The sequence below is a fragment of the Vibrio zhugei genome (assembly GCF_003716875.1).
GTDB classification, from domain to species: domain Bacteria; phylum Pseudomonadota; class Gammaproteobacteria; order Enterobacterales; family Vibrionaceae; genus Vibrio; species Vibrio zhugei.
In genome coordinates, this window is the sequence record NZ_CP033077.1 from 521,810 (window position 1) to 548,287 (window position 26,478).

The window sequence follows — 26,478 nt, forward strand, 5'->3', positions numbered from 1 at the left end:
TCCTCGACTCTTACGTCATCTCTCGCCTATGATACCGGTTACATTATAACAATAACCCGACACATAACAGAGGTCTACATGTTGAAATCTTTTCTGCTCATGGCAGCATCCATACTCTGCGCCAGCCCAGCGATGGCAGGCTGGCAAGCCAAACAGTATCACGATGGCCAGTTTACGCTCCCCTACCAATTCTATTCGCCACAAGCGAGTGGCAGATTACCACTGATCATTCATTTACATGGTACTGGGGAAGCAGGCACCGATAACCAAGCGCAAATGTATAAAAACACCAATTGGGGCCCACAATATTTTGCTAGCCCTAAAAATCAACGTCTGCAAACGGCCTACGTACTCGCCCCACAAACACCGGGGCCGATGCGCTGGGCGAGCACAACCCTTGCGGCGTACAATTTTAAAAAAACGCCGTCTACGCCATCCATGACTGCGCTACTCCACTTGGTCGACCATATGATCAAAACCAACCCTCATATTGATAAAAATAGAATTTATATCACTGGGTTGTCACGCGGTGGACAAGGGGTCTGGAACGCGATGATGCAGCGCCCGACTCTGTTTGCCGCAGCACTTCCTATTGCAGGAAGCGCCGATCCGAAACAGGCGAAAACCATCAATCACATTCCAACGTGGGTTTTCCATGGCAGCGCTGATGAAGTGACCAGTGTCGATTATTCACGCGAGATGGTCGATGCCATCATCCGCTCTGGCGGGTCAACCTCCACGATTCGCTATACGGAAATTGAGGGCGGAGACCACGCCTCATCGTGGAAAACCGCTTACAGCAACGATAAAGTGTATCGCTGGCTGATAAAACACCACAAATAGTGGTCTGGTATCATCACAGCGCCCGGCTTGGTGCGCTGTGATGGTCGCTTCTCAAAACGATGGTCGGTTCTTAAAACAACACCATGAGCCCCCGTCAGAGCCGATGCATTAAGAAATATCTCTGAGTTTACGAGCTGGGTTACCCGCATAAATGCCGGATTCGGTAATGTCTTTTGTCACCACGCTCCCCGCACCAATGACCACGTCACTGCATATCGTCACGGCCAATATGGTGGCATTTGAGCCAATCGTCACATTGTTGGCAATCACTGTCCGTCCCCAATGAGTCGGGTTTGGATCAGGCCGACCGCTTTTGAACAGATCATTAGCGAACATCACACCATGGCCAATAAAACAGTCGCGGCCAATATGAACATATTCACACACAAACGTATGCGACTGAATCTTGGTACGTGCACCAATCACCGTATTTTTCTGAATTTCAACAAACGGCCCAACAAAGACGTCGTCTTTAAGCTCACAACCATAGACATTGGCAGGCTCAATAATCGTCACGTTATCACCGCAGATAAGATCCTTAATTTGCGCTTTTAACACCCGTGGTTTCGCCATGCTCACTCCTGCAACCGACTCATTGAATCACATCTCAGCGCCCAATTTAACCGAGCACGCCAATCTATTGTGTTTGCCATACATCCGATTTTTTATGTTCGCTTCATCTGGGGGGGTATCTCTTAGGTCAAAATTCAATTCGCTGGTGACGACAACAATGGTATTGCCTTGATATGACTGAGAAATCAAAAAATACTTATCAAAGTTAGGCGTGTAGGACGTGATATGCTGCTTGTAAATCGAATACGAGTACGATTGTTTGTTTTTACACGTTAACTTAGAGTCCGCCAATGTTTCCACCTTGCTTCCCCAGCGCGTTTCCGTCGACGAGATAATACGAGAGAGGTTATGATTTTTCACCAACGCAAACGTGTCGTCATTGAGCGGGCTATCATTCAACAACTGCACCACCTCTACCGAGTAAAAGTGATGATCATAGGGCGTTTTAAAGCTGACAAATTGAGACCTTTGATCAGGATGCTGCTCTGCATGCTCGTTGACCTGTGTATATCGCCACTCTCCTTTGTCTTCACTCGCCGGTGCAACCACTGAAAAGACCTGCCCAGGAGACGTATACACCCTACCGTCGAGCTGACCATCGACCCGCTTAGGCGCTGGTAATAAGCCGCCAATACTCCCGCCCGCACAAGCAGTAAGAACCGTTGACAACACCGCGATGGTGATGTTTTTCTTCATGATATTCTCGTCCCTCTAATACTATGAAAGCAAGCGCCTTCTCGTCCGATACACTCGCCCTGTTAGCCGCATAATTCCGATAGCTGATGGATTTGTCTTACCTCTTTTGCAACCTGAACGCGCGTGTGCTTGGGATTAAACCAAATCCCTTGAATACCAGCTCGCACTGCTGGCGCAATATCGTTATCATAGTTATCTCCCACCATGATGATCGAGTGAGGCGCCACACCCAACTGGTCAATGATCTTATGAAAAAACGCCAGTGTGCCTTTCCCTATACCCAAGGTAGATTGACAAAAGTAACCGGAAATATATTGCGCTAAACCGACTCGCTCAAACACCGATTTGATGTCTACCTCGGATGAGTCTGCAGCGTTGGTTGCGACATACACCTTGTGATTGGTCGACAGTGTTCGTAGCGCTTGTGTGGCGCCATTCACCGTTTGCACCGTCTCCCAATCGCACATTTTTCCGCTTTGTTCAGGGCTATCGACCATCAAAGTGTCACCCCAATCAAATAAATATACCTTATTCATGTTGCCTCCTTGCCGATGGTAGTTTACTTCTTGTCATCCACTGGCAAGGTTGCATAACTCGGCACATCATCTAACGTTTCAAGCCATCCGACGCTGCTCTCAACAAAGATCTGAGCGGTCGGCCGGATGGGGACTGGGCTATCAAGACTGCCTGCTGGAACTAATACACTATCGATGGACTCAATCAATGTAGGAAGCGCGGAACCACACTGTTGACAAAAGCTTTTTACATGCTGTGAATGAGGATGTTGATAGGTTTTCACATCGTCTTTATTTTGTAACCACGTCAATACGCCCCCCTTAGCAAATAGATTGGCCGCATGAGCGGAGCCCGTGCCCTTTTGACAACGAGTACAGTGACATAAAAAGAAAGACTGAAAATCACCTGAAATCTGATACTTCACCGCACCACACAGGCAGGATCCTAGATATTGATGGCTCATAAGTACTCCGATACTCAGTGATAACACGCTTTGCGCAGCGCGAGGATGCACAGGGCAATCGCGACAACAATTCACTGCCGCGATTGCGTCCTGTGTCGACCTAACGCCCGTTTATTATTCCCCAAACAATGGAATATTCATTGTTGGCATATGTTTATAGCAAACTCTTATCGATAATCCTACCTAGAGTCAGTGCGCGTCATCACCTATTGCTTAAATAAATCGAACACCGCCTTGCTCGACTGAAGCGCCCCGCTTGTGGCCGCAGACCAAGGAATAGAGAAGAGAAAGGACACACACCTTGCAAGATGTGTGTCCCTGTTTAGTATCGCGATGCCATTGGGTTGCTCGATGACAATAGTGCGACACAGCGAGTGTACCGGCATCGCGAATGCGACATATCAGACGACTCAGTTGTCCTCACCCAACACATTACGGCGCTACAGCGCGGCCAGTGTTAGGATCGATACGTCCTGGGCATAATCCTCTCGCTCTCAAGTTATTGGCAATTTGAGCAACTGCATTGTTCGTTGTGCTGTAACCATCATGCATTAAAATAACCGGTCCGTTTTGCAATTGATTGGCTGCATTGACGATAGCGCTGGTGCTTGCGTTGTTCCAGTCTTTAGAATCCACATCCCACGTAATGACACTCATACCAAGGCTTTGCGCCGCTTGGCAAATGGTTGAGGTGACTTCACCATAGGGTGGACGAAGCAACGTCGGTGCTGGCGCTCCAGAATTTTGGATGACCTGATTAGTGCGACTTAGCTCATTAATAATTTGCTGATAGCCGTAATTTGCTAAGTGCGGATGCGTATAGCTGTGGTTTTGTGCCACTCCCACCTCTCGCATGCGAGAGATCATCGATGGGTTATTGCTTGCGCGCTGTCCCCAAACAAACCATGTCACGGGCGTGAGATCGTTTTGTTTTAGAAGGTTAGTCAGTGTACCGGTATTGCTAGTAGGGCCATCGTCAAACGTAATACCGACATAGCCATTACACATACCATTATCCCCTCCGTTACCACCACCATTGCCATTATCGACCGTACAATCGCCGCTAAAACAATCGTCGGTATTACCAAAACCAATCACACCATTACAATCCATGTTTTGCGAGTATGACCCGCCCCCACATTCACCATTACCGTAAGTAGACGTATTGTATTCCATGTCTTCGGCTTGGCGCGTTTCCCCGTTGACAACAATATAGTCGAGAACGACGTCGCGGCCGGTTGTGTCATTGTCGTACTGAACTTGGATATCTCCGGTCGCATTGCCAGTGTAGGTGTAACTTTGATAGCTGGTACTCAACGTCCAGTCTGCAACGACGGTACCCGCAATCAGTAGATTGATGTGTTCGTTGCCAGAAACCCCGCGAGCGCGCACCTCAACGCCCCCATTGCTCACGCTATTCGTCGGGCAATTTCCACTGAAGCAGTCATCAGTGTTGCCAAACCCAATCACACCATTACAGTCCATGTTTTGCGAGTATGAACCACCACCGCATTCACCATTGTCATAGGTTGAAGTATTGTATTCCATATCTTCCGCTTGGCGGGTTTCACCATTGATATACACCGAATCTAAGGTCACATCGCGACCTGTCGTATCGTTGTCATACTCAACTTGTACATCCCCAGCCGCCTTACCGCTATAAGTGTAATCTTGGAAACTGTTGCTTAAAGTCCAATCAGCAACCACCGCACCATTAATCAATAGATTGATGTGCTCCTGACCCGTTACGCCCATCGCGCGCACTATGATGTCTGTACTACTTGGGGCGCTTGGACCATCATTATTGCCGCCGTCATTGCCACTGCTACCGAGTGTGATATTCGAACTACCACTACTTTGATAGCCCTCAGTCGCCATCACCATATAGCTGTGAGTGCCAAGATTTAAGCCTTTGCTGGCCCATGCATCAAAGTGATTGCCAGAAGTGATTGTACCGCCAGTGCGTTTTTGCTGGCGCACACTCCAGTATTGATAGAAGGTGGAATGATCCCCTTCGATCGACGGTTTATCAACTCGCTGCGTACGGTAAATATCGTAAGTGCCGCCATCCGTGTTCACGGTACCGTAATACGTACCGTTTGCACCAGGGCGATAACTGCCCCAGTTATCAACGATGTAATATTCCACCAGCGGATTGGTGGTCCACCCGTACAAAGTTAAATAACCGTTCCCTGAAGGATTGAAGGTGCCGGAATACTTCACTGTGCGGCGGCCACCTGGGTTCCAGCCTAAGCCCCCCACCCAGTTACCCGTGTTACTCCATTGTGAACTGTAATTCCCGCCATTGCCCAAGGTCATCGAGACCGTCCCTGGGGCATCTGTCCAAAACGAATAATAGTACCCGTTATGCGTCCCCGTTTCGTTGGAGGTCAGCGTCTTTGCCTCAGTCGCCGTTGCCGACAACATGGCGGCCGTGACGGTCAAAATCGTTAAGATTTTTTTTGCGTAAGAAGTCGTATTTCCCATTATGGCCATTGTTATTCTCCCGTTTTACTCTCAACCAATACGACGCACAGAGGTTGGGCCGTTAACTACCATTGATGTTCTGGTCAGTCAGTTTTCCTTGACTTAACACCCCACTTTTCTCGTTAAAAAGCGTTAAGTAATAGAGCCCGAATTCAACTGCGAAGTGCGACATTCTCCAATATCAAGCAACCAAAGCCATTTCCTTAAATATAATGGCTGGCTGCTTGAAGCCTAAGCACTTTCTTGGACGATAGTTTATCCGAGATAAAGCGAACTCTATATCTATGTCAGTCACCGTCGTTAAGTCAGTTCCTTTCTTCACATATTGCCTTAAAAGACCGTTCGCATTCTCATTAGCACCACGCTCCCAAGAGCTATAAGGATGAGCAAAGTAGACATCAGCCTCTAATTCTTTTGCGATGGTTTCATGACCTGCAAACTCTCGTCCGTTATCTGCCGTAATGGTATGGACATGGTTCTTATAAGGCATGAGTAGCTCTATGGTGGCTTTGGTAACATCATTCGCTGACTTAGATGGCACTTTCTTTACTACGTAAAATCGTGTCTTACGCTCTAAAATAGTCACCATCGCACCTGTACCATGCTTACCTAGCACGGTGTCGATTTCCCAGTCACCAAACCGCTCCTTACCGTCAACGATGCTTGGTCTGTCATCAATCGAAACGGCATTCTTTATCGCTGGCGCTTTCTCTTTTTTACCGCGGCGATAACGCTTGTGTCCTTGCCTCAAGTGGCGATATAACTTACCGCCCATGCGTTTATCTTGTGCGACAAAGCGATAGACCCACTCGTGACTGACAGCGGCCCCAACTTTCGTTAATACATTGGAAATCTGCTCTGGACTCCAATCTGTTTCTAAAAGAAGACGGATAAAATCCACACGCTCCTTTGGTATGCGGTATTTACGCGCTGTTCTGCGCTTTTTAATCGACAACAGCTGGGCTTTATTTGGGCAATAAATGTTGCCTTTACGACCTCGCTTAAGCTCCCGATATACTGTCGAGCGGTGGCACTGAACGGTTTTAGCTATTTCAGAAACCGAAATTCCCCGTTCCAAAAGAGCAGAAATCTGGTATCTTCTGCCCTCGGTCAACTGCTGATAATTCATGGTAGTACTGCTTGTTTCTTTGGCGAGAAGAGCGTACCACTTTCAGCAGTTGGCTTCTTCTTCTACATATTTCCATGAATGTCGCACTTATTATCTGAAATCGGGAGAATGTAGAACTCATATTCATAATGACCAATAAGAATTTTTGCAAAGGTGAAGAGACTCAAAGTAAAAAGTAATTTGATAATGCCGTTATGAAAAAAGATAAAACTATCACTTATATTGACAAGGTTATTTAAATCACTCATTCCTTATTTTATACAAATTTAACGTATTAAAATAATCACCTATTGTCATTAGGTTAATTTGACCATAACTATTGATTGTTTTTCACCAACCACTTAGAAAGTCAAACATTATATGAATCTTACACACTGTTATTGTAAAAAGGGGCGCTAACCAAAACCAAGGAATAAAGAAATTGCAATAACCCCATGAATTAAAAACATTAAACATCGGTAAATATAAAACCCTCGCGATACCAAGGCCGAGAGCTTTTAATATATTCTTAGGTACTTATACTGAAAATATTATTAAATAATCGAAACATTGCATCATTGATGAGGTTTGATATCACTGTGATACCGATTCAAAGAAAAATGCAATAACTCGGCTCTCAGATACAATATCCATCGTCATAAAATGAATATTGATGATGCACGCCAACGAAGAGAGTCAAAAATAGCGGAATTTCAGACTCTCTCTATTCATCATTATGATAATCGGTGTTTATATTGATCAGGGGTAAGGCCAGAATACTTTTTAAACATGGTAATAAACGGACTGGCTTGTTGATAACCTAACGTTAAGGCCACCTCTTTCACCGCATGTCCATGACGTAATAACTCCATCGAATGCAAATAACGCAACCGTAAGCGCCATTCGGTAAAACTCATTCCCAGCTCATCATGACAGTAACGTGCGAGTGTTCGCTCGGTGGTATGCACGCGATTGGCCCATTCTTTTAATGGCGTATTATCGACCGGATTGAGCTCCATAGCGCGCAGAATCGGAGCTAGGTATTTGTGATCACTACTGGGCAAAAAGTGATGTTGGGTTGGCTGAATCGCCAATTGATCCAGCATCACTTGCATTAACCGCTGATCCGCTTTCGATTGAGCAACACTAATCTGTCTTTGACGAAAATCATCAATAATGGCCGCAATAATCGGCGTGACTTTAATCAAGCTAGTATCAGAAGGAAAACTCTTGGTCAGTGCTGATGCCATATTAATCGAGCAATATTCGAGCGGCCGTCGATTAAAACTTTTATGCATCACGCCGGCAGGAACCCATATGGCTAAGTGGGGAGGTGCCAGAAAACGGGTATCCTGAGCTTCCACCTCTAAAATCCCCCCGGAAATCAGTTGTACCTGACCCCAAGGGTGACTATGTACTCGGGTTTCCGTATTGGAAAGGAAATCTTCAAAATTAAGAAAGACGTCCGCTGGAGCTTGTTCAATCGCTAATGAGGGATGTAAATGACGAGTAGAATGCTTCACAAATAGTCTCTATATCAGGGCACCTTGATGAAGTCTTTACTATACCTGCGCATGCAGTGTCTTACCATCAGTGAACACAAGATTGCGACCTGGTCTCACGATGCCCACAAGATGTGAACTTGCTCTCACAAGCTCCACAAAGTACGCAGCAAGGCATTGATCTTATTCAGTTCGAGTGAATTATGTTTATACTGATAAGACTGCAATTTTATCTAGGATAGGTGACACAATATGGAACATGGCAGTCGCGATATTACTCTGCGTTTTTTAGCAGAGCCCAGTGATGTAAATTTTGGCGGCAAGGTACATGGCGGCGCGGTCATGAAATGGATAGATTTAGCCGCGTATGCGTGTGCTGCGGGGTGGAGTAAGAAATACTGCATTACGGCTTACGCTGGTGGCATCCGATTTGTTGCACCGATTTTAGTGGGTAGCTTAGTGGAAGTGCATGCCAAAATCATCTATACAGGCAACACCTCAATGCACATTGGGCTGGATGTCCGCGCCAATGACCCGAAAGATCCCGCGCAAACGCTCACAACCCATTGTATTGTCATCATGGTGGCGGTCGGAGAGGATGGCAAACCCACCTCAGTCCCTCAGTGGAACCCCACCGAACCCAAGGATATCTTTCTGCGCGAATCGGCCATTCGCTTAATGAATATGAGAAAACAAATTGGCGATGAGATGCAAGCTCATGTGATGCCCTTTGATGAGGAAACATCATAAATAGCTTTCTCGTCATAGAAAGTTCATCTCCATTTGGTGTAATCCGGTTACCTGTATAAAACCGAAAAAATGGAATGACCAAAAAAATAAAGGTGATGCTGGCGGAGTCCAGTTTGAATAACCTCAAAGCACTTGAATACCAGTGGGTGCGAGCATTATATGTAGAAGGTTATACTCCCCAGCAGATCAACCATTATATTCAAACCTGTTTTGGGGGCGATGCGACATTCGCGGACTTATTTCGTAAAGTCGCTTTGTATGAAGAACAATTATTGGTCTTGCTACAATACTGGCGCAGTCAATACATGCCAGTCACACAATGACCCGCCATTCCTTTAGGTTGTGACTCTATCTTGGGCAAGGAACCTCATGTCACGTCATTTTAATAGCGAAGATGCCATTCAAGTTTGTGTCGGTGCGTTTGCATTAGCCGTACCGATTTCGTTTTCTGAGGAAGCGTGGACCTTAGGCGCGACCTTGCCGACAATCAATGTCGTGTTATTACTGATCTTGTCGTTAGTCTTTTTGGCGGGGTTCGCTTATCAAAGCGTATTCCAAGCGAATATCCGTACTCGTATTCGTATTTATCTTTTTCGTATCGTTATCGCCTACTTCATCGCGGCCATTATTGTTGCGCTGGTGCTGCTATCGTTAGATAAACTGCCACTGATTAGCGATACCGTCGTGGCGGTAAAGCGCATCATTGTCATTACCATGCCAGCATCCATGGGCGCGATTGTGGTGGATAGCTTCGACAAAGAATAAGCCACTCCATCACCACTCTGTCGCGCATGGAGTTCTCATCCTGCATCGCGTTACTGAGCAATATCGACCACGCCATCTTTAACACCGTTGACGCGAAACCAACCAGCAATGCTATAGCGTTCTTGCTGACTGACACACACTTCATGAGGAAATTCTTCCGAGAGAAACACCACTAAACGGCCAGCGATAGGTTCAATCTCTGCAAGCCTATGGTCATGTTGATCATAGAGCTTGAGTATGCCGCCGTGTTCTGGCGTCCATTCTTCATTGAGATAAAAAACCGTGGTTAAACGACGGTTGCTGCTGCCTTGAAATGAGTCGTAATGTTTTTCATAAAAATCGCCCTCTTCGTACTTAGAAAAGTGTGATTCATACTCAAATAACCCCATAAAGAAACGTTGATTCATCATGGTTTGAATGGCTGCCATGCGATCCAAATAATCTTGTACTGGCGCGCCCATTGTCGCGTTCATCCAGTGAATTTTATCAGTCCGACGACGCGTATCTTGATGGGTATCATCACGGCGGCCAATTTTGGCTTGCTTCCACTCACTCGGTATACATTGGCGAAGTTCACTGACTTGCTCAGCCGACAAAAAATCGTCCCACACAAACCATCCGTGCTTTTCGATATTTTCCATTAACTTATCCAATGACATCATCTATCCTCAATAAAAAACAGACACTTATAGGGAATTCGTACGGTGCTAACAACTAGAAAAATTTATCTTATCGATAAGTATTTTCGATAGTCGGATCAGCAAAGGAATAACTTACTGCAAATGAAGCACTTAGAATGTGATGCGTGTCGTGGAGACTCGATAGAACGAGTGGATAAAACTGGAGTACACTTAACGGCATATCGTTCATTGCGATGCCAAAATCAACACCGCGTCTTACCTCGCGCTGGCTTTTTAGGATTTGCTGTGCAAAAGTTTGATGGATCATGTTTTTAGGAGGTTATAGAGAATGACGGACACTCAGCCGATCGCTTTTTCGTCACTGGAAGAATTGAGCCCTCAGTACCCAGTGCAACCACTTTGGCCGCTCAATACCGCTCACACCGCCACGTTAAGCCCCCACTATATCGAACGTAGCGATGGAGACTACCATGATCGCCTAACCATGAGCACGGCACATCCAGAGCTTACGATAGTCACACCAACGATCTCCAACGGTATTGGTGTGTTGCTCATTCCTGGCGGAGGGTACACTAAGATAGCGTATGATAAAGAAGGCATCGATATTGCGGAGAAACTGAAACAACATGGCTATACCTGCTTTATATTAAACTATCGCCTACCGGGCGATGGCCACGATTTAGGCTCCCAAGCCGCTTTAGCCGATGCCCAACGCGCGATGCGCCTCATTCGCCACCAGCAAGAAACTTGGTCGCTTACCTCGCTTGGCGTCGTGGGGTTTTCTGCGGGGGGCCATCTCGCTGGCTGGTTAAGTTGCATGTATCAACACGCCATCTACTCACCGTGCGATGCCTGCGATGAACGCTCAGCACGCCCTGATTTTATGGGATTGATTTATCCTGTAATCACCATGAATGAAAGCATCACGCATTTAGGTTCTCGGCAACAGTTGCTGGGCACCCTCGCCTACGAGACGCTGCATCCAGCTTACTCAGTAGAAACCATGGTGCATCAAAACGTGCCTCCTTGTTTTCTTCTGCATGCCAGTGACGATCCCAACGTCAGCCCAGAAAACAGCTTGATAATGTGGCGAGCACTCAAAGCTCATGACATTCCGGTCGAACTGCATTTAGTGGAACAAGGAGGCCATGGTTTTGGGATTCGGCAAACCACAGGCTTGCCCGTCGCGTCTTGGTTAGATTGGCTCAACCACTGGATTCGCCATCATAAATTCGCCTGATTTTGACGCCACTGCGAACGACGAGGTTCAAAGTGGCGTTCAAACCACCACAAGCCAATCAGCGCGCAACCCAACATCGCAAGGCTTAACAACAGAGGCGCTTTAAAGCCATAATATTGCGCAATCACCCCCATGATACTGGTGCCCAGCATGGTCCCCACCAACATTGAGTTGGTATAAAAGGCAGACGCTTTACCAATGGTCTCTGGGGCATAATCTTGCATCACGGTGATACCTAACCCAGCAAAAATACCGAAAAATAGGCCGTTGATCAGTTGCAAGGCAATACACATCCAAAGGGTATCGGTGAAAAACAGACCAATATAAAAGACCATCCCAAACACAAAACCAAGGCGAATCATGGTGAGCTTACCGTACTTGTTAGACCAACTGGCAACATTGAGCATGATGGGGATCTCAACCGCCGCGGTTAAGCCAAAAAATACTCCCGGATACGCACTGGACAGCCCCATCTCTTTTGTCACAAAGAGCGGCATTGACGACACATAAATGCTGTTTGCCATATTCGCGAGCAGCATAATGCCACCCAACCACCACACCACTCGCGGCAAAGGCGGTAAACGGCGGTCATCCTCAGACTTTGGCGGCAATTGGGGATCGCGCAATTGGCTAACCACTAACAGTAAGACGGCCAGCGCAACTGCAGCAGACAAATAAAAATTGGAGCGAAAGCCGATTTTATCGACCGAGAAAAAAGCGATCGGTGGCCCGACGACCCACAGTAGCGAGACCGATGATCGCATCTGCGAGTTCAGCTTGGTACTGCTTTTGCCCGTGGAGTCAGCAAAGCGACGGATGATGGTTAAAATCAGTGGAATCGACGACGAAGCCAATGGCATTGATTAAACTGCCGACTAATAGGACCCGATTTCAGATAATAAGTGCGACATTCATGGAAATATGTAGAAGAGGAAGCCAACTGCTGAAAGTGGTACGCTCTTCTCGCCAAAGAAACAAGCAGTACTACCATGAATTATCAACAGTTGACCGAAGGCAGAAGATACCAGATTTCTGCTCTTTTGGAACGGGGAATTTCGGTTCCTGAAATAGCTAAAACAGTTCAGTGCCACCGCTCGACGGTATACCGTGAGCTTAAACGCGGTCGGAAGGGAGAGCATTATTGCCCTAACGAAGCCCAGATGTCGTCTACCAAAAAGCGCAAAACAGCACGTAAATACCGAATACCAAAGGAACGTGTCGATTTTATCCGCCTTCTTTTAGAAACAGATTGGAGTCCAGAGCAGATTTCTAATGTATTAACGAAAATTGGTGCATCTGTCAGTCATGAGTGGATCTATCGCTTTGTTGCTCAAGATAAACGCTTGGGCGGTAAGTTATATCGTCACTTGAGACAAGGTCATAAGCGGTATCGCCGAGGTAAACAAGAGAAAGCTCCAGCGATAAAAAATGCCGTTTCGATTGATGATAGACCAAGCATCGTTGACAGTAAGGAGCGGTTTGGTGACTGGGAAATCGACACTGTGCTAGGTAAGCATGGTACAGGTGCAATGGTGACTATTTTAGAGCGTAAGACTCGATTTTACGTGGTAAAGAAAGTGCCATCTAAGTCAGCGGATGATGTCACCAAAGCGACAATAGAGCTACTGAAGCCCTATAAGAAACATGTCCATACCATTACGGCAGATAACGGGCGAGAGTTTGCAGGTCATGAAACCATCGCAAAAGAATTAAAGGCTGATGTGTACTTTGCTCATCCGTACAGTTCTTGGGAGCGTGGTGCTAATGAGAATGCGAACGGTCTTTTAAGGCAATATGTGAAGAAAGGAACCGATCTAACGACAGTGACGGACATCGATATAGAGTTCGCTTTATCGCGGATAAATTACCGTCCGAGAAAGTGTTTAGGCTTCAAGCAGGCAGCCATTATATTTGAGGAGATGGCTTTAGCTTCTTGATATTGGAGAGTGTCGCACTTCGCAGTTGAATTCGGGGACATGCCAAAAATTCGATGAAAATGCAAAACCCGCTGACCCAGCAATGATCCCCAATAAAGAACAAATAATCAGTAGTTTGGGAGAGACACCTTTATCAATTAACGCGGTTAATCCCTGACTTAATAACACGGTCATACCTGAAGTGATCATCGTATAGACCCCGATTAACCCCGGCTCGATGTGCAGACCATTGACCAAATACAGCGTCATGACCGGCATAATGAGGGCAAAGGCTAACGCTGTCAGTCCGTTAGTACAAAAAAGAACCTTGGTTTGGCTGAGCATTTCATTCCTACTTAAACATCAAATTTACATTACGGTGATGAGGATACACACAACGCATTTTTCGGCGAGGCTAAGACTCAATATTAGGCCAATTTCTTGCTAACAATGAACCGCTCGCAGCTCGGCAGTGTATGAGAAAAACACCGAATAAACGGCGTAAAATAATAACGACTTATGATCTGAATAGCGATGAATGAACGCAGTTTTCTTTTCGCACACAGTTATTGAGTGCCGAGATAAAAATAAAATACCCATACCAAACAAGTGGATATGCAACATATCACTTTAGAAATACACTTTCATTGCACCAATGTTGAGAACATCCTCATGGCACACAATTCTCATCCGTGATCACTTCGAGATATTTTAATATTCGCGCTTTTTTTTATCAAAACTCTAACGCATCAAAGAAAAAACTGGTTATGATGGTTTTAGTTAGTTTTTACTTAGTAGTATCGGTCTAACACATAAAAAAAGAGAGCGCTCATATGGCAAATCACGGAAGCAATAATAGCGGACAATGTCCAGTTATGCATGGTAGTCTCACTTCGGGAAATCAATCCAATACCGATTGGTGGCCCAATTCACTCAACCTAGATATTCTACATCAGCACGATACCAAAACCTCTCCACTCCCTCGCGATTTCAACTACCGCAATGCCTTAAAGACATTGGATGTACAAGCATTGAAAGACGACATCAAAGCATTGTTGACCGATAGTCAATCCTGGTGGCCTGCCGATTGGGGTCATTACGGCGGTCTCATGATTCGTATGGCTTGGCACTCAGCAGGCAGCTACCGCATTGAAGATGGACGCGGGGGCGACGCTACCGGTAACCAGCGTTTTGCTCCTCTCAATTCATGGCCAGATAACGCGAACCTCGATAAAGCGCGCCGACTTCTTTGGCCAATTAAGAAAAAATACGGCAATAAAATCAGCTGGGCCGATTTAATTTTGCTGACAGGCACATTGGCTTATGAATCGATGGGCTTAAAAACGTTTGGTTTCTCATTTGGACGCGAAGATATTTGGCATCCTGAGAAAGATACGTATTGGGGTTCTGAGAAAGAATGGCTGGCGCCAAGTGGCAGTGAGGGAACGCGCTACTCTGATGGCCGTGAACTCGAAAACCCGCTCGCCGCGGTAATGATGGGTCTCATCTACGTGAACCCTGAAGGCGTTGATGGCAATCCCGATCCACTAAAAACCGCGGTCGACATGCGCGAAACATTTGCGCGTATGGCGATGAATGACGAAGAAACCGTTGCACTGACCGCAGGTGGTCACACCGTTGGTAAATGTCATGGTAATGGCAATCCTGATAATTTGAGTCCTGAGCCAGAAGGCGCGGATATCGAAGAACAAGGCCTTGGCTGGAATAACCACAAAACACGGGGTATCGGTCGTGACGCGGTGACCAGTGGCATTGAAGGGGCTTGGACCACAAACCCAACACAATGGGACAATGGGTATTTCACACTTCTATTCAAATACGAATGGGAAAGTAGAAAGAGCCCAGCAGGGGCATGGCAATGGGAACCGATCGATATCGCAGAAGAAGACAAACCTGTCGATGTTGAAGATCCATCCATTCGTCACAATCCAATCATGACCGATGCGGATATGGCGCTTAAAATGGATCCCACCTATCGTAAGATAGCCGAACGTTTCTACAACGATCCAGAATTGTTTGCTGATACCTTCGCTCGCGCTTGGTTTAAATTAACTCACCGTGATTTGGGTCCTAAATCGCGCTACTTTGGTCCAGATGTACCACAAGAAACGTTGATTTGGCAAGATCCGGTTCCAGCGGGTAACAGCGATTATGATGTCGACGCACTCAAACAGGCTATCGCCAATACGGAGTTAACTCCGGCAGAAATGATTGCAACGGCTTGGGACAGTGCTCGTACGTTCCGTCAATCCGATGCACGCGGAGGCGCCAACGGTGCTCGCATTCGTTTAGCACCACAAAAAGACTGGCCAGGTAATGAGCCACAACGCCTCGATCGTGTATTGTCCGTTCTCACTCCCCTAGCCTCAGAGCATGGTGTGAGTATTGCCGATACCATCGTCTTAGCGGGCAATGTTGGTTTAGAAAAAGCAATACAAGCGGCAGGCTATGACATCAAGGTACCATTCACGCCAGGTCGTGGAGATGCTACCCAAGATGAAACCGACGTGGACGCGTTTGCGGTACTGGAACCGGTCGCCGATGGCTTCCGCAACTGGCAAAAAGAGCACTATGCCGTCAAACCTGAAGAGCTGTTACTGGATCGCACACAGCTCATGGGGTTAACGGCTCCTGAAATGACCGTGTTGATCGGTGGTATGCGTGTGCTTGGAACGAATCATAACAACACTGCGCATGGGGTGTTTACCGATCGTGAAGGCGCATTAACCAACGATTTCTTCGTTAACCTAACGGACATGAGTTATCAATGGAAACCAACGGGCCGTAATAGCTACGATATCGTGGAACGCGATTCTGGCTCTGTGAAATGGACGGCGACACGCGTCGACCTTGTCTTTGGTTCGAACTCCATTCTCAGATCTTACGCCGAATTCTATGCACAAGATGACAACAAAGAGCAATTTGTTCACGATTTTGTCAGCGCATGGAATAAAGTCATGAATGCCGATCGATTTGATGTTTAGATAAAATATCAATGACATAGTCATACCAAGCAGGCAGATAGCCGCCATTGTCGGTGCTATCTGCCTCTTTTTTCTCTCTTAATCCCATTTCCCTTCAATTGGCGTTTTAACTCTCCCTATCTATACTTCTTCATAAGCTCATCTTGATGTTATTGGAGTAAGATTTACCATGCGGCAAATCAATACAGTCAATGAACAAGAGTTAGCGGTCGTATTACGCGCTCTCGAACATATCGATCAAGCTGCCATGATCATTTCATTGGACCGACATATTCTGGGGTTTAATAAGCAAGCTCGAGAATTATTTGGCTATGAAGTCGACGAGATTTTGCACAAAAGCACCCGCCTATTTTATGCGACAGAACAGGAATATGAGCGTCTTGGTGAGCACCGTTATAATGACACCACCCCGGCAACCAATACCGCCCTCAACGTTCAATACATTGATAAAAATCATAAAACCTTCATTGGTAGAACTCATGGCGGGTTAGTCTATGATGCAACAGACACCCCTTATTGCATCATGACATTAATTTCCGATATTACGGTGCAAATGGCGACGGAAGAAGCGCTAAACCAATTGCACATGATCACTTCGTCACGCCAGCTCACTTTCGAGCAACGTGTCAATGAAATCTTGAAGTTAGGCGCTGGATTGTTTGGTTTACCTATCGGGATTTTTAGTCAGATTAATGAAAGCAAATCCGAATATATCATTCAACAAGCGGTGTCCCCAGATAACGAACTCAAACCTGGCATGACGTTCGATTTATCCACCACCTATTGCAGTCATGTTTTTAAAGCGAATGACGTACTGGGCTTCCATCATGTATCCAAAAGCCACATCGCCACTCACCCTTGCTTTAAGAATTTCGGATTAGAAGCCTATTTAGGCGCCCCTGTTTTTGTTGATGGCGTCCGCTACGGTACTCTCAATTTTTCTAGCCCCGAACCCTGCCGTCCATTCATTAAACAAGACATCGAACTGGTGAAACTTTTTGCCGCGTGGATGGGGCATGAAGTCGCGCGAAATTATGATATCAACGCACTCGAGTTTGCTCACAAAAGAATGGCGCACATCGCCAATACCGATGAACTGACAGGATTAGCCAACCGCCGTTGCACAGAGGACACGCTAGAAGAAGTGATGCAAAGAAGCCTGCGATTACACCAACCTTTGTGTATCGCTATCATTGACTTTGATAACTTTAAGAACGTCAATGATACCTACGGCCATTCGGTAGGAGATGAAACCTTAAAGTCTCACAGTGAGCTAATGAAAGAAAATTGCCGAGGAACCGATTTCTACGGACGTTGGGGAGGTGAAGAGTTTATTGCCATTTTGCCCAACACCACATTGAAAAAAGCGATCGTGAGCCTAGAGCGATTCCGGCATAAAGCCGAATCTCATAGGATCACCGAAGAGATCCCAGAACTGAGAGTCACCGCCAGTATCGGACTGACTGAACTGCGCAAAGACGACACATTGGACTCTTTAGTCAATCGCGCGGATTCGTTACTTTACATTGCCAAAGAAAGCGGCCGGAACAATGTAAAACATGATATTTAGTGTCAATAATTGACTCAAAAACCAGCCCAACGAGAGGACACTGCACGCCTTTCGCCTCTGATACTCGCCTAATTTAAGCCGCCTTATTTCATCTGAACTTTACCGCCGATGATTTTATAAGCGGGCGTTCCTCGAATCAAAGTTTGACGCGCAAACACCTGCCCGCATCCTGGGCACTGCCCGACACTGTGCGTATGATCGTCAACAATGCGCTCAATAAAACATTTCACCAACGCCCCTTTGCCACCTTTGCGGTATTTATACAATGGCGCTCGGCATTTTGAGCAAGAGATATCCACCGTACGAGTTGGGCCTTTTTTATTCGGTTTTGCCATAGCTCCCCCTTCATACTCAATATTGAGGCACTATACTACATCACGGTTTACCTCGATGCTCATTGATCAACGCCCTTGCCTGTGTCGGGCTAGTCACTCTCACAAACTTGATGTGGCGATATTTAGGATCGTTCATCAATTGCGTGTAACGCTCTCGATTTCTCTTATAGGTTTTCAATGTCCAAAGCAGAATCGAATCTTTACTAAGAAAAGACTGTCTAAACGACTCGACATTACCCGCCTTACCCCATAATTCCTGCTGAGTGATGATACGCACTAACGCCCTTTTCACCGCTTGAAACAGAGTCCGTGAAAAGGAGTAATCCACCCAGACAATCGTATCCGCTCTGGCCCATTTGATTGCCGCCGTTCGATGATAGTTACCATCCAGTACCCAATACTCGGCACTTAACTGCTCAGTCAGCGTGTCAAAAAACTCTTCATCTGAAGATTCTTGCCAATTCGGCTTCCAAAACATGGCATCCATTTCCAGATAAGGGTAGTTCAGTGCATTGGCAAGCCTGCGACTGAACGTGCTTTTCCCGCTACCACTCGTACCGATCACATTAATTCTTTTCATCATCTACGCTTATGTTCTCTTTTTACTTTCTTGCAGGGGGGGGACATGATGCAGTTGACTATCGTGGCGTTTAGATAACAAGAGCAAGGCACTAATTGCCCCCAACAAAGCAAGCCCCATATCCGATTGCGTATCCCAAACGTAACCTTGTGTGCCCAAGAAGGCTTCAGCATTATCACCGGTTGTTAACGCCACCCACCACTCTATGAGCTCGTAAAATGCACTGAAGGCTAAGCAGATTGTAACAACAATGAATCCCAACCAACGTCTACCATTGATGACGCCTTTACGGATGAGTATTTCTCTTGCCAGTAGAGCAGGGACAAAACCTTGGAAAAAATGACCGACTTTGTCGTAGTTATTTCTTTCTGATCCCAATATTCCATCAAACAATGGGACTTCAGCGTAGGTGTAATGGGCGCCAATCATCAGCACGATGCAATGCAACAGAATAAACCCGTACACAATATTCGTCAGTCGAAATGACTGATAGGTAACGCCGAGCAGCACACCGCCAATTAACGCAGGGGCCACTTCAAGAAACCAAGTAAATTGATCTTTGGGATGGATACCAGACCAAAGTAACACGGCGACGTAAATGATAATCCAGATGTATTTAATGGTCCCATACTCCTTATAAGTAACGTCTCATACAACAGTGCATAAACACTGCCCCCTTAGAGACACATAGCGCCAAACCGATAATATCAGACATTATAGACATCGACTGGAATGGCTTCTCATAAAACGTGAATATAAACCGCTGGATATGACACGCTCAATCGGGCTCCCATCGCGAAGATTCACCGCAAGTTTGTCTGAACCGCTGTTATATTCTCTTTTCTACGGACATCAACCAACGAGGAACATGCGTTCTATACCAATCAAAGTAAATAGAGGCGGATGATTTCGCTCGACTAGCCAAAATATTCGTGACGTCTACAATTAGCCAAACTTTCGCCAAAATCAACTGCCTGAGTAATTTATCTTGAGAAATGGAGCCCGAGTATCGAGCATAACGCTCTATGATGCATTCATACTCACTGACGCTTCCTAATCCTCTCACCAAGGGCGCCAAATCAATGGCAGGACTGCCCACACCAAAGCGCTCCCAGTCAAACAACACCAGTTCGCCATTATCTCTGACTCCCCAGTTGCCTTCATTAGTATCGCCAGAGATCAATCCTTTATCGTTGAACAGTTCACAGGATAATTGCTCAATGGTTCTTATAGAATCTTGAGTTATCTGAGGCAAGTTTAAGACCTGCATGGCAGAGTCAGTCGAGCCAGCATTCCAAGAGTGGGTCGTGATTGGAAAATGAGGTTGGTAGGTCGAATGATGGATACAAGCTAATTGTTCAAAGGTACTGTTATTGGCATGCAGGCCATCGAGCGTAATGCGATGAGGGATATACTCTATCACTAAATGATTGCCACTGGCATGGCGTAATTTGGGAGTATTTACGCCAGCTAATGCCCCAGCAGCAAACTGGTAAAAAGCCATTTCGACGTCCGAGGCCCCCTTTTTAACAATACAAGGTTCGCCTGCGAATGTCTCAATAGAAACGTGAGCGGATCCCATGTTAGATAAGTCTTGTTTTCCCATACGCATCCTTGCGTTATCACCCAACTGAATGAGGTAATCGAGGTTTCTATTACTTGAACCTAGCGAAGATGGTCAGCATTTGGACTCGCGAGGTCATGTTTAGATTCGGTATAACACCCTAGCAATGTATTCATTACAATACACTCTCACAGCCTCTCATGTAGTAACTGTGACGGTAATTCTACACAAACACATTTTTGGACAAAACTGAGTCAACGACTTTTCTAAATAAGCAAAAGATAGATTAATTCAAGTATGGTAAACTCCGATCGGCAAAAGGTAAGACCTTCCCCCAATGAATTCACTAAGCTAAAAATTTAGAACAGATGATTCATAATCTCAAGAAACAGCACAAAGCCTGTGCTGTTTTATTTTATTATGCTCAATTAGTTGTACCCGAATTCAACTGCGAAGTGCGACACTCTCCAATATCAAGAAGCTAAAGCCATCTCCTCAAATATAATGGCTGCCTGCTTGAAGCCTAAACACTTTCTCGGACGGTAATTTATCCGCGATAAAGCGAACTCTATATCGATGTCCGTCACTGTCGTTAGATCGGTTCCTTTCTTCACATATTGCCTTAAAAGACCGTTCGCATTCTCATTAGCACCACGCTCCCAAGAACTGTACGGATGAGCAAAGTACACATCAGCCTTTAATTCTTTTGCGATGGTTTCATGACCTGCAAACTCTCGCCCGTTATCTGCCGTAATGGTATGGACATGTTTCTTATAGGGCTTCAGTAGCTCTATTGTCGCTTTGGTGACATCATCCGCTGACTTAGATGGCACTTTCTTTACCACGTAAAATCGAGTCTTACGCTCTAAAATAGTCACCATTGCACCTGTACCATGCTTACCTAGCACAGTGTCGATTTCCCAGTCACCAAACCGCTCCTTACTGTCAACGATGCTTGGTCTATCATCAATCGAAACGGCATTTTTTATCGCTGGAGCTTTCTCTTGTTTACCTCGGCGATACCGCTTATGACCTTGTCTCAAGTGACGATATAACTTACCGCCCAAGCGTTTATCTTGAGCAACAAAGCGATAGATCCACTCATGACTGACAGATGCACCAATTTTCGTTAATACATTAGAAATCTGCTCTGGACTCCAATCTGTTTCTAAAAGAAGGCGGATAAAATCGACACGTTCCTTTGGTATTCGGTATTTACGTGCTGTTTTGCGCTTTTTGGTAGACGACATCTGGGCTTCGTTAGGGCAATAATGCTCTCCCTTCCGACCGCGTTTAAGCTCACGGTATACCATCGAGCGGTGGCACTGAACTGTTTTAGCTATTTCAGGAACCGAAATTCCCCGTTCCAAAAGAGCAGAAATCTGGTATCTTCTGCCTTCGGTCAACTGTTGATAATTCATGGTAGTACTGCTTGTTTCTTTGGCGAGAAGAGCGTACCACTTTCAGCAGTTGGCTTCCTCTTCTACATATTTCCATGAATGTCGCACTTATTATCTGAAATCGGGGCTAAGTATGCCTAAATCACGAAGCCGACACGATACGCCCTATTCTTACGAATCCCCTCATAATTTCTATATAAAACAATGAGTAGACGCACATCGCTCATTCTGATCTAATGAATTTCGCCAAAAACACACTTGATTCAATGAATTTAATAGGGAGCCCTAACGATGCGCGATGTTCAAATTCTACAGCAAACTCTTGAAAACCAATGCCCTGGTATTCACAAAAAACGACTTAGATCTCTTATGCTTGCAACCAGAGCGGTACTGGGCGGCTCTGATCTCACCCTCACTAAAATTGGACGAGCTCTCGACACTGATACCACGGTGAAACATGCCATCAAACGTATTGACCGATTGCTTGGTAATCGCAGTCTACATCGTGAAAAAGAGTCCATATATAAATGGCATGCGTCCCTTATTACCCGAGCCAATCCTTTTCCTGTACTACTGGTTGATTGGTCGGATGTTCGTGAGCAACTGCGCTATATGACATTGCGAGCTTCGATATCCGTTAAAGGTCGCGCCGTCACGCTTTATGAACAGGCATTTGAGTACAAAAACTACAACTCACCCAAGAGCCATCAGCACTTTCTCGATAAGCTTCAATCCTTGCTCCCCCAAGGTTGCACCCCTATCATTATCTCCGACGCTGGCTTTAGAAATACGTGGTTCAGGCAAGTCGCCAACAAAGGTTGGTTCTGGCTTGGGCGTGTACGGGGCGAAGTCTCGATTAAGTGTGGCGAGAGCGCTTGGCAATGGAATAAAGCCTTTTACCCTCAAGCGACTGATAAGCCGCTGTTTTTAGGAGAAAGCCAACTGGCTAAGCGCTCACCGCTTCAGTGCTTTGCTTACTTATACAAGAGTCATCCCAAAGGCAGAAAAGCCCATCGGCATAGTCGAACCTGTCAGAAACACTCGGCTGGAAAAGTGTTCCATAAAGGAGCGAAAGAGCCTTGGCTTCTGGTCACTAACATCCCCAACCATGTACTTAACGGCATTAAAATTACCCGTTTGTACGCCAAAAGAATGCAAATTGAAGAGTCGTTCCGAGATCTAAAAAGTCCAGCCTACGGGTTGGCGCTTCGCCATAACCGAACACGTTGCACCAAACGTATTGATATCTTGTTGCTCATGGCATTGATGGCCGAAATCATCATGTGGTGGAATGGCTTAATCGCCATGCAAGCCAAATGGCATTATGACTTCCAAGCCAACACCATCAAGCATCGCCGTGTGCTCTCCATTCCTAGACTTGGTAAGGAAGTACGTTGCCACCGAAGATACCGAATACAAGAGTCCCAATATCATTGGGCAATGGTCGAATATCAACGCCTTACGCATACCTGTGGGTTGGGGGAATTATGAGGGGATCCGCCAGCGCCCTATTATCACTGCGTGTCTCACTGTGTGCGTCGCGAATTTCTCTGTGGTGACGATGCGGTCACCGGGTATAAAATACGAGTGTCTTGTTTGTTTTTTGTTTATTTTTCTCATTTTTAATAAATACGATAATTAGTGATACTAAATATCAAAATAGTTTAACTTATTGATAATTATGTTGTTTTATTAATAGATTTTTATGATACATTATCGTTTTTACATGGAATTGACATAGATGAAAAGTTCAAAAGCGTTATTTGCAGCTGCGGCTCTCTTTTCTAGTACAACTTGTTACGCTCAAGCAGATAACTTCGTTAGACAGACTGGTGACCAATTTTATATTGGTGCCGATTTAGCGTTTTCTAACACTATCAAGCTTGATGTTGATGATGTCTCTGGTGATGATCATAGCGACATGGGCTATAACATTGTTGCCGGGTATGAATTTAATACTCATGATGTAGTGAAGACTAGCATTGAAGCGGAATATAGAAAGTTCGGTGATGCGGATTTTTCAGATTCTGGAAATTATCTAAACATAGATTCACATGCGTACTTTATTAATTTTAAAGCGCACCTATTTGTTCTTGATGATTTCGGAAACTTTTATCTTGCGCCTATGATTGGTGTAGGGCAGATGTCGATAGACAGTAAAAGCTCGATATTGCAACTGAATGTCGATAAAGATCGCTTTGCGTATCAGGTCGGGGCGGAGCTCGGAATACGTTTTCGCAAAAACTTTGATGTGCATTTAGGTTATCGTTCAATGTATAGTCAATTCACAGTGAGTGATTCTGACGTTGATATCAATATGCGTGATATTTACGCTGGTGTGCGTTACTTCTTTTAATATAGAGCCCGATTTCAGATAATAAGTGCGACATTCATGGAAATATGTAGAAGAGGAAGCCAACTGCTGAAAGTGGTACGCTCTTCTCGCCAAAGAAACAAGCAGTACTACCATGAATTATCAACAGTTGACCGAAGGCAGAAGATACCAGATTTCTGCTCTTTTGGAACGGGGAATTTCGGTTCCTGAAATAGCTAAAACAGTTCAGTGCCACCGCTCGACGGTATACCGTGAGCTTAAACGCGGTCGGAAGGGAGAGCATTATTGCCCTAACGAAGCCCAGATGTCGTCTACCAAAAAGCGCAAAACAGCACGTAAATACCGAATACCAAAGGAACGTGTCGATTTTATCCGCCTTCTTTTAGAAACAGATTGGAGTCCAGAGCAGATTTCTAATGTATTAACGAAAATTGGTGCATCTGTCAGTCATGAGTGGATCTATCGCTTTGTTGCTCAAGATAAACGCTTGGGCGGTAAGTTATATCGTCACTTGAGACAAGGTCATAAGCGGTATCGCCGAGGTAAACAAGAGAAAGCTCCAGCGATAAAAAATGCCGTTTCGATTGATGATAGACCAAGCATCGTTGACAGTAAGGAGCGGTTTGGTGACTGGGAAATCGACACTGTGCTAGGTAAGCATGGTACAGGTGCAATGGTGACTATTTTAGAGCGTAAGACTCGATTTTACGTGGTAAAGAAAGTGCCATCTAAGTCAGCGGATGATGTCACCAAAGCGACAATAGAGCTACTGAAGCCCTATAAGAAACATGTCCATACCATTACGGCAGATAACGGGCGAGAGTTTGCAGGTCATGAAACCATCGCAAAAGAATTAAAGGCTGATGTGTACTTTGCTCATCCGTACAGTTCTTGGGAGCGTGGTGCTAATGAGAATGCGAACGGTCTTTTAAGGCAATATGTGAAGAAAGGAACCGATCTAACGACAGTGACGGACATCGATATAGAGTTCGCTTTATCGCGGATAAATTACCGTCCGAGAAAGTGTTTAGGCTTCAAGCAGGCAGCCATTATATTTGAGGAGATGGCTTTAGCTTCTTGATATTGGAGAGTGTCGCACTTCGCAGTTGAATTCGGGAATAATATAAAGCGGTTCTATTGCAATAAAAAATAATAACACGGTTGTAACCATAAAAACTATATTCTAGTTTCCATGATTTAAATTAAATTATAAGTATTTCTTGGCGAATTAACTCTGTTAAAAAATATAACCACAAGCGATTACGGTTCTTTTTTTAAACGTCGTTTCCACCATGATCGCTTCATGCGCACCAAAGGCCATATTTCACCTTCAAAGGTACGCGATTGGCGGTCAACCGAGCTAACACGAAATCCTAAATCACGATAACAATGCAACGCAATGTGGTTGCGCTCAAAGACCGCTAAACTTAATTTATAAGCATGATGATGGTGGTACGCGACGTCTATTGCAGCTTGCAGCATCAGCTTACTCCAACCCTGAGAACGATAGGGTGTAAACACTAAAACGCGGCATATTCGATAGTGCCAAGGTGACACTTTATAGAGTTCCACATACCCGATGGCTTGACCTTCGTAGTCAAAGATATACGGATAGACTTCGCGCTTAGCGCAATGCATTTCAATTTGATGATGATCAAGCGGGTACTGATACGTTGGTCCACTCCACAGATAACACTGCTGCTTGGAATCAATGGTTGTTATTAAATGATCGGCATCTTGCGCGGTAAAGCGTCTAAGCATCTTGCTAAGTCCTAATCGGTTGGCGTCACTGCCTAGGTGTATCTCAACATAAAATCTAGATTAATGTAATTCTCTATGGATTAAAATACGAGTAAATGAGGGAGTAAAATAAAAAAACATGAAGCACGCGGTGCTTCATGTTTCAAAGGCGCTGAGAGTTCAGGACTTATTTATAAAACGCTTCCACTTCACCTTTCAGCGTAATCAACATCGGATTACCGTAGCGATCTTTCGCTTTGGGTGACGGAATTTTCACCCAACCTTCGCTGATGCAGTATTCTTCAACGTCTGTACGCTCTTTACCGTTCAATTTAATGCCAATTTGATGTTCAAAACACTCAGCGACAAAAAATGGGCTACGAGAATTTCCAGAAAGATGATCAGGAAGGGTTGGCTTTGAGTCCGTGTTGCTCATTGTATTAACCTAT

At 45.4% G+C, this 26,478-nt stretch carries 28 protein-coding genes; 11 read left to right on the top strand and 17 right to left on the bottom strand.

Annotated elements, in window-relative coordinates; all coding sequences use genetic code 11:
- Nucleotides 1-78 precede the first annotated feature (78 nt).
- Entirely contained in the window at nt 79-843 is a 765-nt protein-coding gene (locus EAE30_RS02435; protein WP_123014501.1) for a carboxylesterase family protein, read from the top strand.
- A gap of 108 nt (nt 844-951) precedes the next feature.
- On the opposite strand, the gene EAE30_RS02440 is transcribed toward EAE30_RS02435, so the two are convergent.
- From EAE30_RS02440 to EAE30_RS02470, 7 genes are all read right to left on the bottom strand, one after another.
- Nucleotides 952-1,416 (bottom strand): acyltransferase, encoded by a 465-nt coding sequence (locus tag EAE30_RS02440; RefSeq protein WP_123014502.1) that lies wholly within the window; start codon nt 1,414-1,416, stop codon nt 952-954.
- A 27-nt stretch (nt 1,417-1,443) separates the two neighbouring features.
- Nucleotides 1,444-2,112 (bottom strand): hypothetical protein, encoded by a 669-nt coding sequence (locus tag EAE30_RS02445; RefSeq protein WP_123014503.1) that lies wholly within the window; start codon nt 2,110-2,112, stop codon nt 1,444-1,446.
- Nucleotides 2,113-2,174: 62 nt separating this feature from the next.
- Nucleotides 2,175-2,648, bottom strand: a complete 474-nt coding sequence (locus EAE30_RS02450; protein WP_123014504.1) for an HAD family hydrolase — start codon at nt 2,646-2,648, stop codon at nt 2,175-2,177.
- Between the two features lie 23 nt (nt 2,649-2,671).
- Nucleotides 2,672-3,091, bottom strand: coding sequence for a GFA family protein (locus tag EAE30_RS02455; RefSeq protein ID WP_123014505.1), 420 nt, complete (start codon nt 3,089-3,091; stop codon nt 2,672-2,674).
- A 432-nt stretch (nt 3,092-3,523) separates the two neighbouring features.
- A complete protein-coding gene (locus EAE30_RS19120; protein ID WP_123014506.1) occupies nt 3,524-5,587 on the bottom strand; it encodes a glycoside hydrolase family 11 protein in 2,064 nt (687 codons plus the stop codon).
- Nucleotides 5,588-5,759: 172 nt separating this feature from the next.
- Nucleotides 5,760-6,707, bottom strand: a complete 948-nt coding sequence (locus EAE30_RS02465; RefSeq protein WP_123014507.1) for an IS30 family transposase — start codon at nt 6,705-6,707, stop codon at nt 5,760-5,762.
- Between the two features lie 713 nt (nt 6,708-7,420).
- The gene (locus EAE30_RS02470) at nt 7,421-8,209 is read right to left on the bottom strand and encodes an AraC family transcriptional regulator (RefSeq protein ID WP_123014508.1); all 789 of its coding nucleotides are present in this window, start codon (nt 8,207-8,209) and stop codon (nt 7,421-7,423) included.
- Between the two features lie 231 nt (nt 8,210-8,440).
- Between EAE30_RS02470 and EAE30_RS02475 the strand changes: the two genes are divergently transcribed.
- The 3 genes from EAE30_RS02475 to EAE30_RS02485 all read left to right on the top strand — a co-directional run bounded on the left by EAE30_RS02475 (nt 8,441) and on the right by EAE30_RS02485 (nt 9,703).
- Nucleotides 8,441-8,938: an acyl-CoA thioesterase gene (locus EAE30_RS02475; protein WP_123014509.1), complete on the top strand. Its 498-nt coding sequence runs from the start codon at nt 8,441-8,443 to the stop codon at nt 8,936-8,938.
- A gap of 74 nt (nt 8,939-9,012) precedes the next feature.
- On the top strand, nt 9,013-9,261 hold the full coding sequence (locus EAE30_RS02480) for a hypothetical protein (RefSeq protein ID WP_123014510.1): 249 nt from the start codon (nt 9,013-9,015) through the stop codon (nt 9,259-9,261).
- 46 nt (nt 9,262-9,307) lie between these two features.
- A complete protein-coding gene (locus EAE30_RS02485; RefSeq protein WP_123014511.1) occupies nt 9,308-9,703 on the top strand; it encodes a DUF2391 family protein in 396 nt (131 codons plus the stop codon).
- A gap of 50 nt (nt 9,704-9,753) precedes the next feature.
- Here the strand turns inward: EAE30_RS02485 and EAE30_RS02490 are convergent, their stop codons facing one another.
- A complete protein-coding gene (locus tag EAE30_RS02490) occupies nt 9,754-10,362 on the bottom strand; it encodes a 2OG-Fe(II) oxygenase (RefSeq protein ID WP_123014988.1) in 609 nt (202 codons plus the stop codon).
- A gap of 310 nt (nt 10,363-10,672) precedes the next feature.
- On the opposite strand from EAE30_RS02490, the gene EAE30_RS02495 reads away from it, so the two are divergent.
- The gene (locus EAE30_RS02495; RefSeq protein WP_123014512.1) at nt 10,673-11,584 is read left to right on the top strand and encodes an alpha/beta hydrolase; all 912 of its coding nucleotides are present in this window, start codon (nt 10,673-10,675) and stop codon (nt 11,582-11,584) included.
- Here EAE30_RS02495 and EAE30_RS02500 read toward each other — a convergent pair.
- A complete protein-coding gene (locus EAE30_RS02500) occupies nt 11,569-12,444 on the bottom strand; it encodes an MFS transporter (RefSeq protein ID WP_123014513.1) in 876 nt (291 codons plus the stop codon). The genes EAE30_RS02495 and EAE30_RS02500 overlap by 16 nt on opposite strands.
- Before the next feature lie 129 nt (nt 12,445-12,573).
- Here EAE30_RS02500 and EAE30_RS02505 point away from each other — a divergent pair, with 129 nt between their 5' ends.
- Nucleotides 12,574-13,521, top strand: a complete 948-nt coding sequence (locus tag EAE30_RS02505; protein WP_123014135.1) for an IS30 family transposase — start codon at nt 12,574-12,576, stop codon at nt 13,519-13,521.
- Here EAE30_RS02505 and EAE30_RS02510 read toward each other — a convergent pair.
- Nucleotides 13,510-13,845: an MFS transporter gene (locus EAE30_RS02510; protein ID WP_123014514.1), complete on the bottom strand. Its 336-nt coding sequence runs from the start codon at nt 13,843-13,845 to the stop codon at nt 13,510-13,512. The genes EAE30_RS02505 and EAE30_RS02510 overlap by 12 nt on opposite strands.
- A gap of 488 nt (nt 13,846-14,333) precedes the next feature.
- Between EAE30_RS02510 and katG the strand changes: the two genes are divergently transcribed.
- Both katG and EAE30_RS02520 read left to right on the top strand, forming a co-directional pair.
- On the top strand, nt 14,334-16,505 hold the full coding sequence (gene katG / locus EAE30_RS02515) for a catalase/peroxidase HPI (protein ID WP_123014515.1): 2,172 nt from the start codon (nt 14,334-14,336) through the stop codon (nt 16,503-16,505).
- A gap of 169 nt (nt 16,506-16,674) precedes the next feature.
- Nucleotides 16,675-18,075, top strand: a complete 1,401-nt coding sequence (locus EAE30_RS02520) for a sensor domain-containing diguanylate cyclase (protein ID WP_123014516.1) — start codon at nt 16,675-16,677, stop codon at nt 18,073-18,075.
- Nucleotides 18,076-18,158: 83 nt separating this feature from the next.
- Here the strand turns inward: EAE30_RS02520 and EAE30_RS02525 are convergent, their stop codons facing one another.
- From EAE30_RS02525 to EAE30_RS02545, 5 genes are all read right to left on the bottom strand, one after another.
- On the bottom strand, nt 18,159-18,410 hold the full coding sequence (locus EAE30_RS02525) for a hypothetical protein (protein ID WP_123014517.1): 252 nt from the start codon (nt 18,408-18,410) through the stop codon (nt 18,159-18,161).
- Nucleotides 18,411-18,450: 40 nt separating this feature from the next.
- The gene (locus tag EAE30_RS02530; RefSeq protein WP_123014989.1) at nt 18,451-18,990 is read right to left on the bottom strand and encodes a shikimate kinase; all 540 of its coding nucleotides are present in this window, start codon (nt 18,988-18,990) and stop codon (nt 18,451-18,453) included.
- A gap of 9 nt (nt 18,991-18,999) precedes the next feature.
- Nucleotides 19,000-19,611 carry a DUF2238 domain-containing protein gene (locus EAE30_RS02535; protein WP_123014518.1) on the bottom strand — a complete coding sequence of 204 codons (612 nt, stop codon included), beginning with the start codon at nt 19,609-19,611 and terminating at the stop codon, nt 19,000-19,002.
- A 208-nt stretch (nt 19,612-19,819) separates the two neighbouring features.
- Complete coding sequence (locus EAE30_RS02540; protein WP_164711774.1) at nt 19,820-20,596, bottom strand: phosphotransferase; 777 nt, start codon at nt 20,594-20,596, stop codon at nt 19,820-19,822.
- A gap of 431 nt (nt 20,597-21,027) precedes the next feature.
- Nucleotides 21,028-21,975, bottom strand: a complete 948-nt coding sequence (locus EAE30_RS02545; RefSeq protein ID WP_123014519.1) for an IS30 family transposase — start codon at nt 21,973-21,975, stop codon at nt 21,028-21,030.
- A 270-nt stretch (nt 21,976-22,245) separates the two neighbouring features.
- Here EAE30_RS02545 and EAE30_RS02550 point away from each other — a divergent pair, with 270 nt between their 5' ends.
- From EAE30_RS02550 to EAE30_RS02560, 3 genes are all read left to right on the top strand, one after another.
- The gene (locus EAE30_RS02550; RefSeq protein WP_123014377.1) at nt 22,246-23,445 is read left to right on the top strand and encodes an IS4 family transposase; all 1,200 of its coding nucleotides are present in this window, start codon (nt 22,246-22,248) and stop codon (nt 23,443-23,445) included.
- A gap of 250 nt (nt 23,446-23,695) precedes the next feature.
- Nucleotides 23,696-24,310, top strand: coding sequence for an outer membrane protein (locus tag EAE30_RS02555; RefSeq protein WP_123014520.1), 615 nt, complete (start codon nt 23,696-23,698; stop codon nt 24,308-24,310).
- Nucleotides 24,311-24,422: 112 nt separating this feature from the next.
- The gene (locus tag EAE30_RS02560; protein ID WP_123014135.1) at nt 24,423-25,370 is read left to right on the top strand and encodes an IS30 family transposase; all 948 of its coding nucleotides are present in this window, start codon (nt 24,423-24,425) and stop codon (nt 25,368-25,370) included.
- A 179-nt stretch (nt 25,371-25,549) separates the two neighbouring features.
- On the opposite strand, the gene EAE30_RS02565 is transcribed toward EAE30_RS02560, so the two are convergent.
- Complete coding sequence (locus EAE30_RS02565; RefSeq protein ID WP_123014521.1) at nt 25,550-26,050, bottom strand: GNAT family N-acetyltransferase; 501 nt, start codon at nt 26,048-26,050, stop codon at nt 25,550-25,552.
- Nucleotides 26,051-26,216: 166 nt separating this feature from the next.
- On the bottom strand, nt 26,217-26,465 hold the full coding sequence (locus tag EAE30_RS02570; protein WP_123014522.1) for a DUF3297 family protein: 249 nt from the start codon (nt 26,463-26,465) through the stop codon (nt 26,217-26,219).
- Nucleotides 26,466-26,478 lie beyond the last annotated feature (13 nt).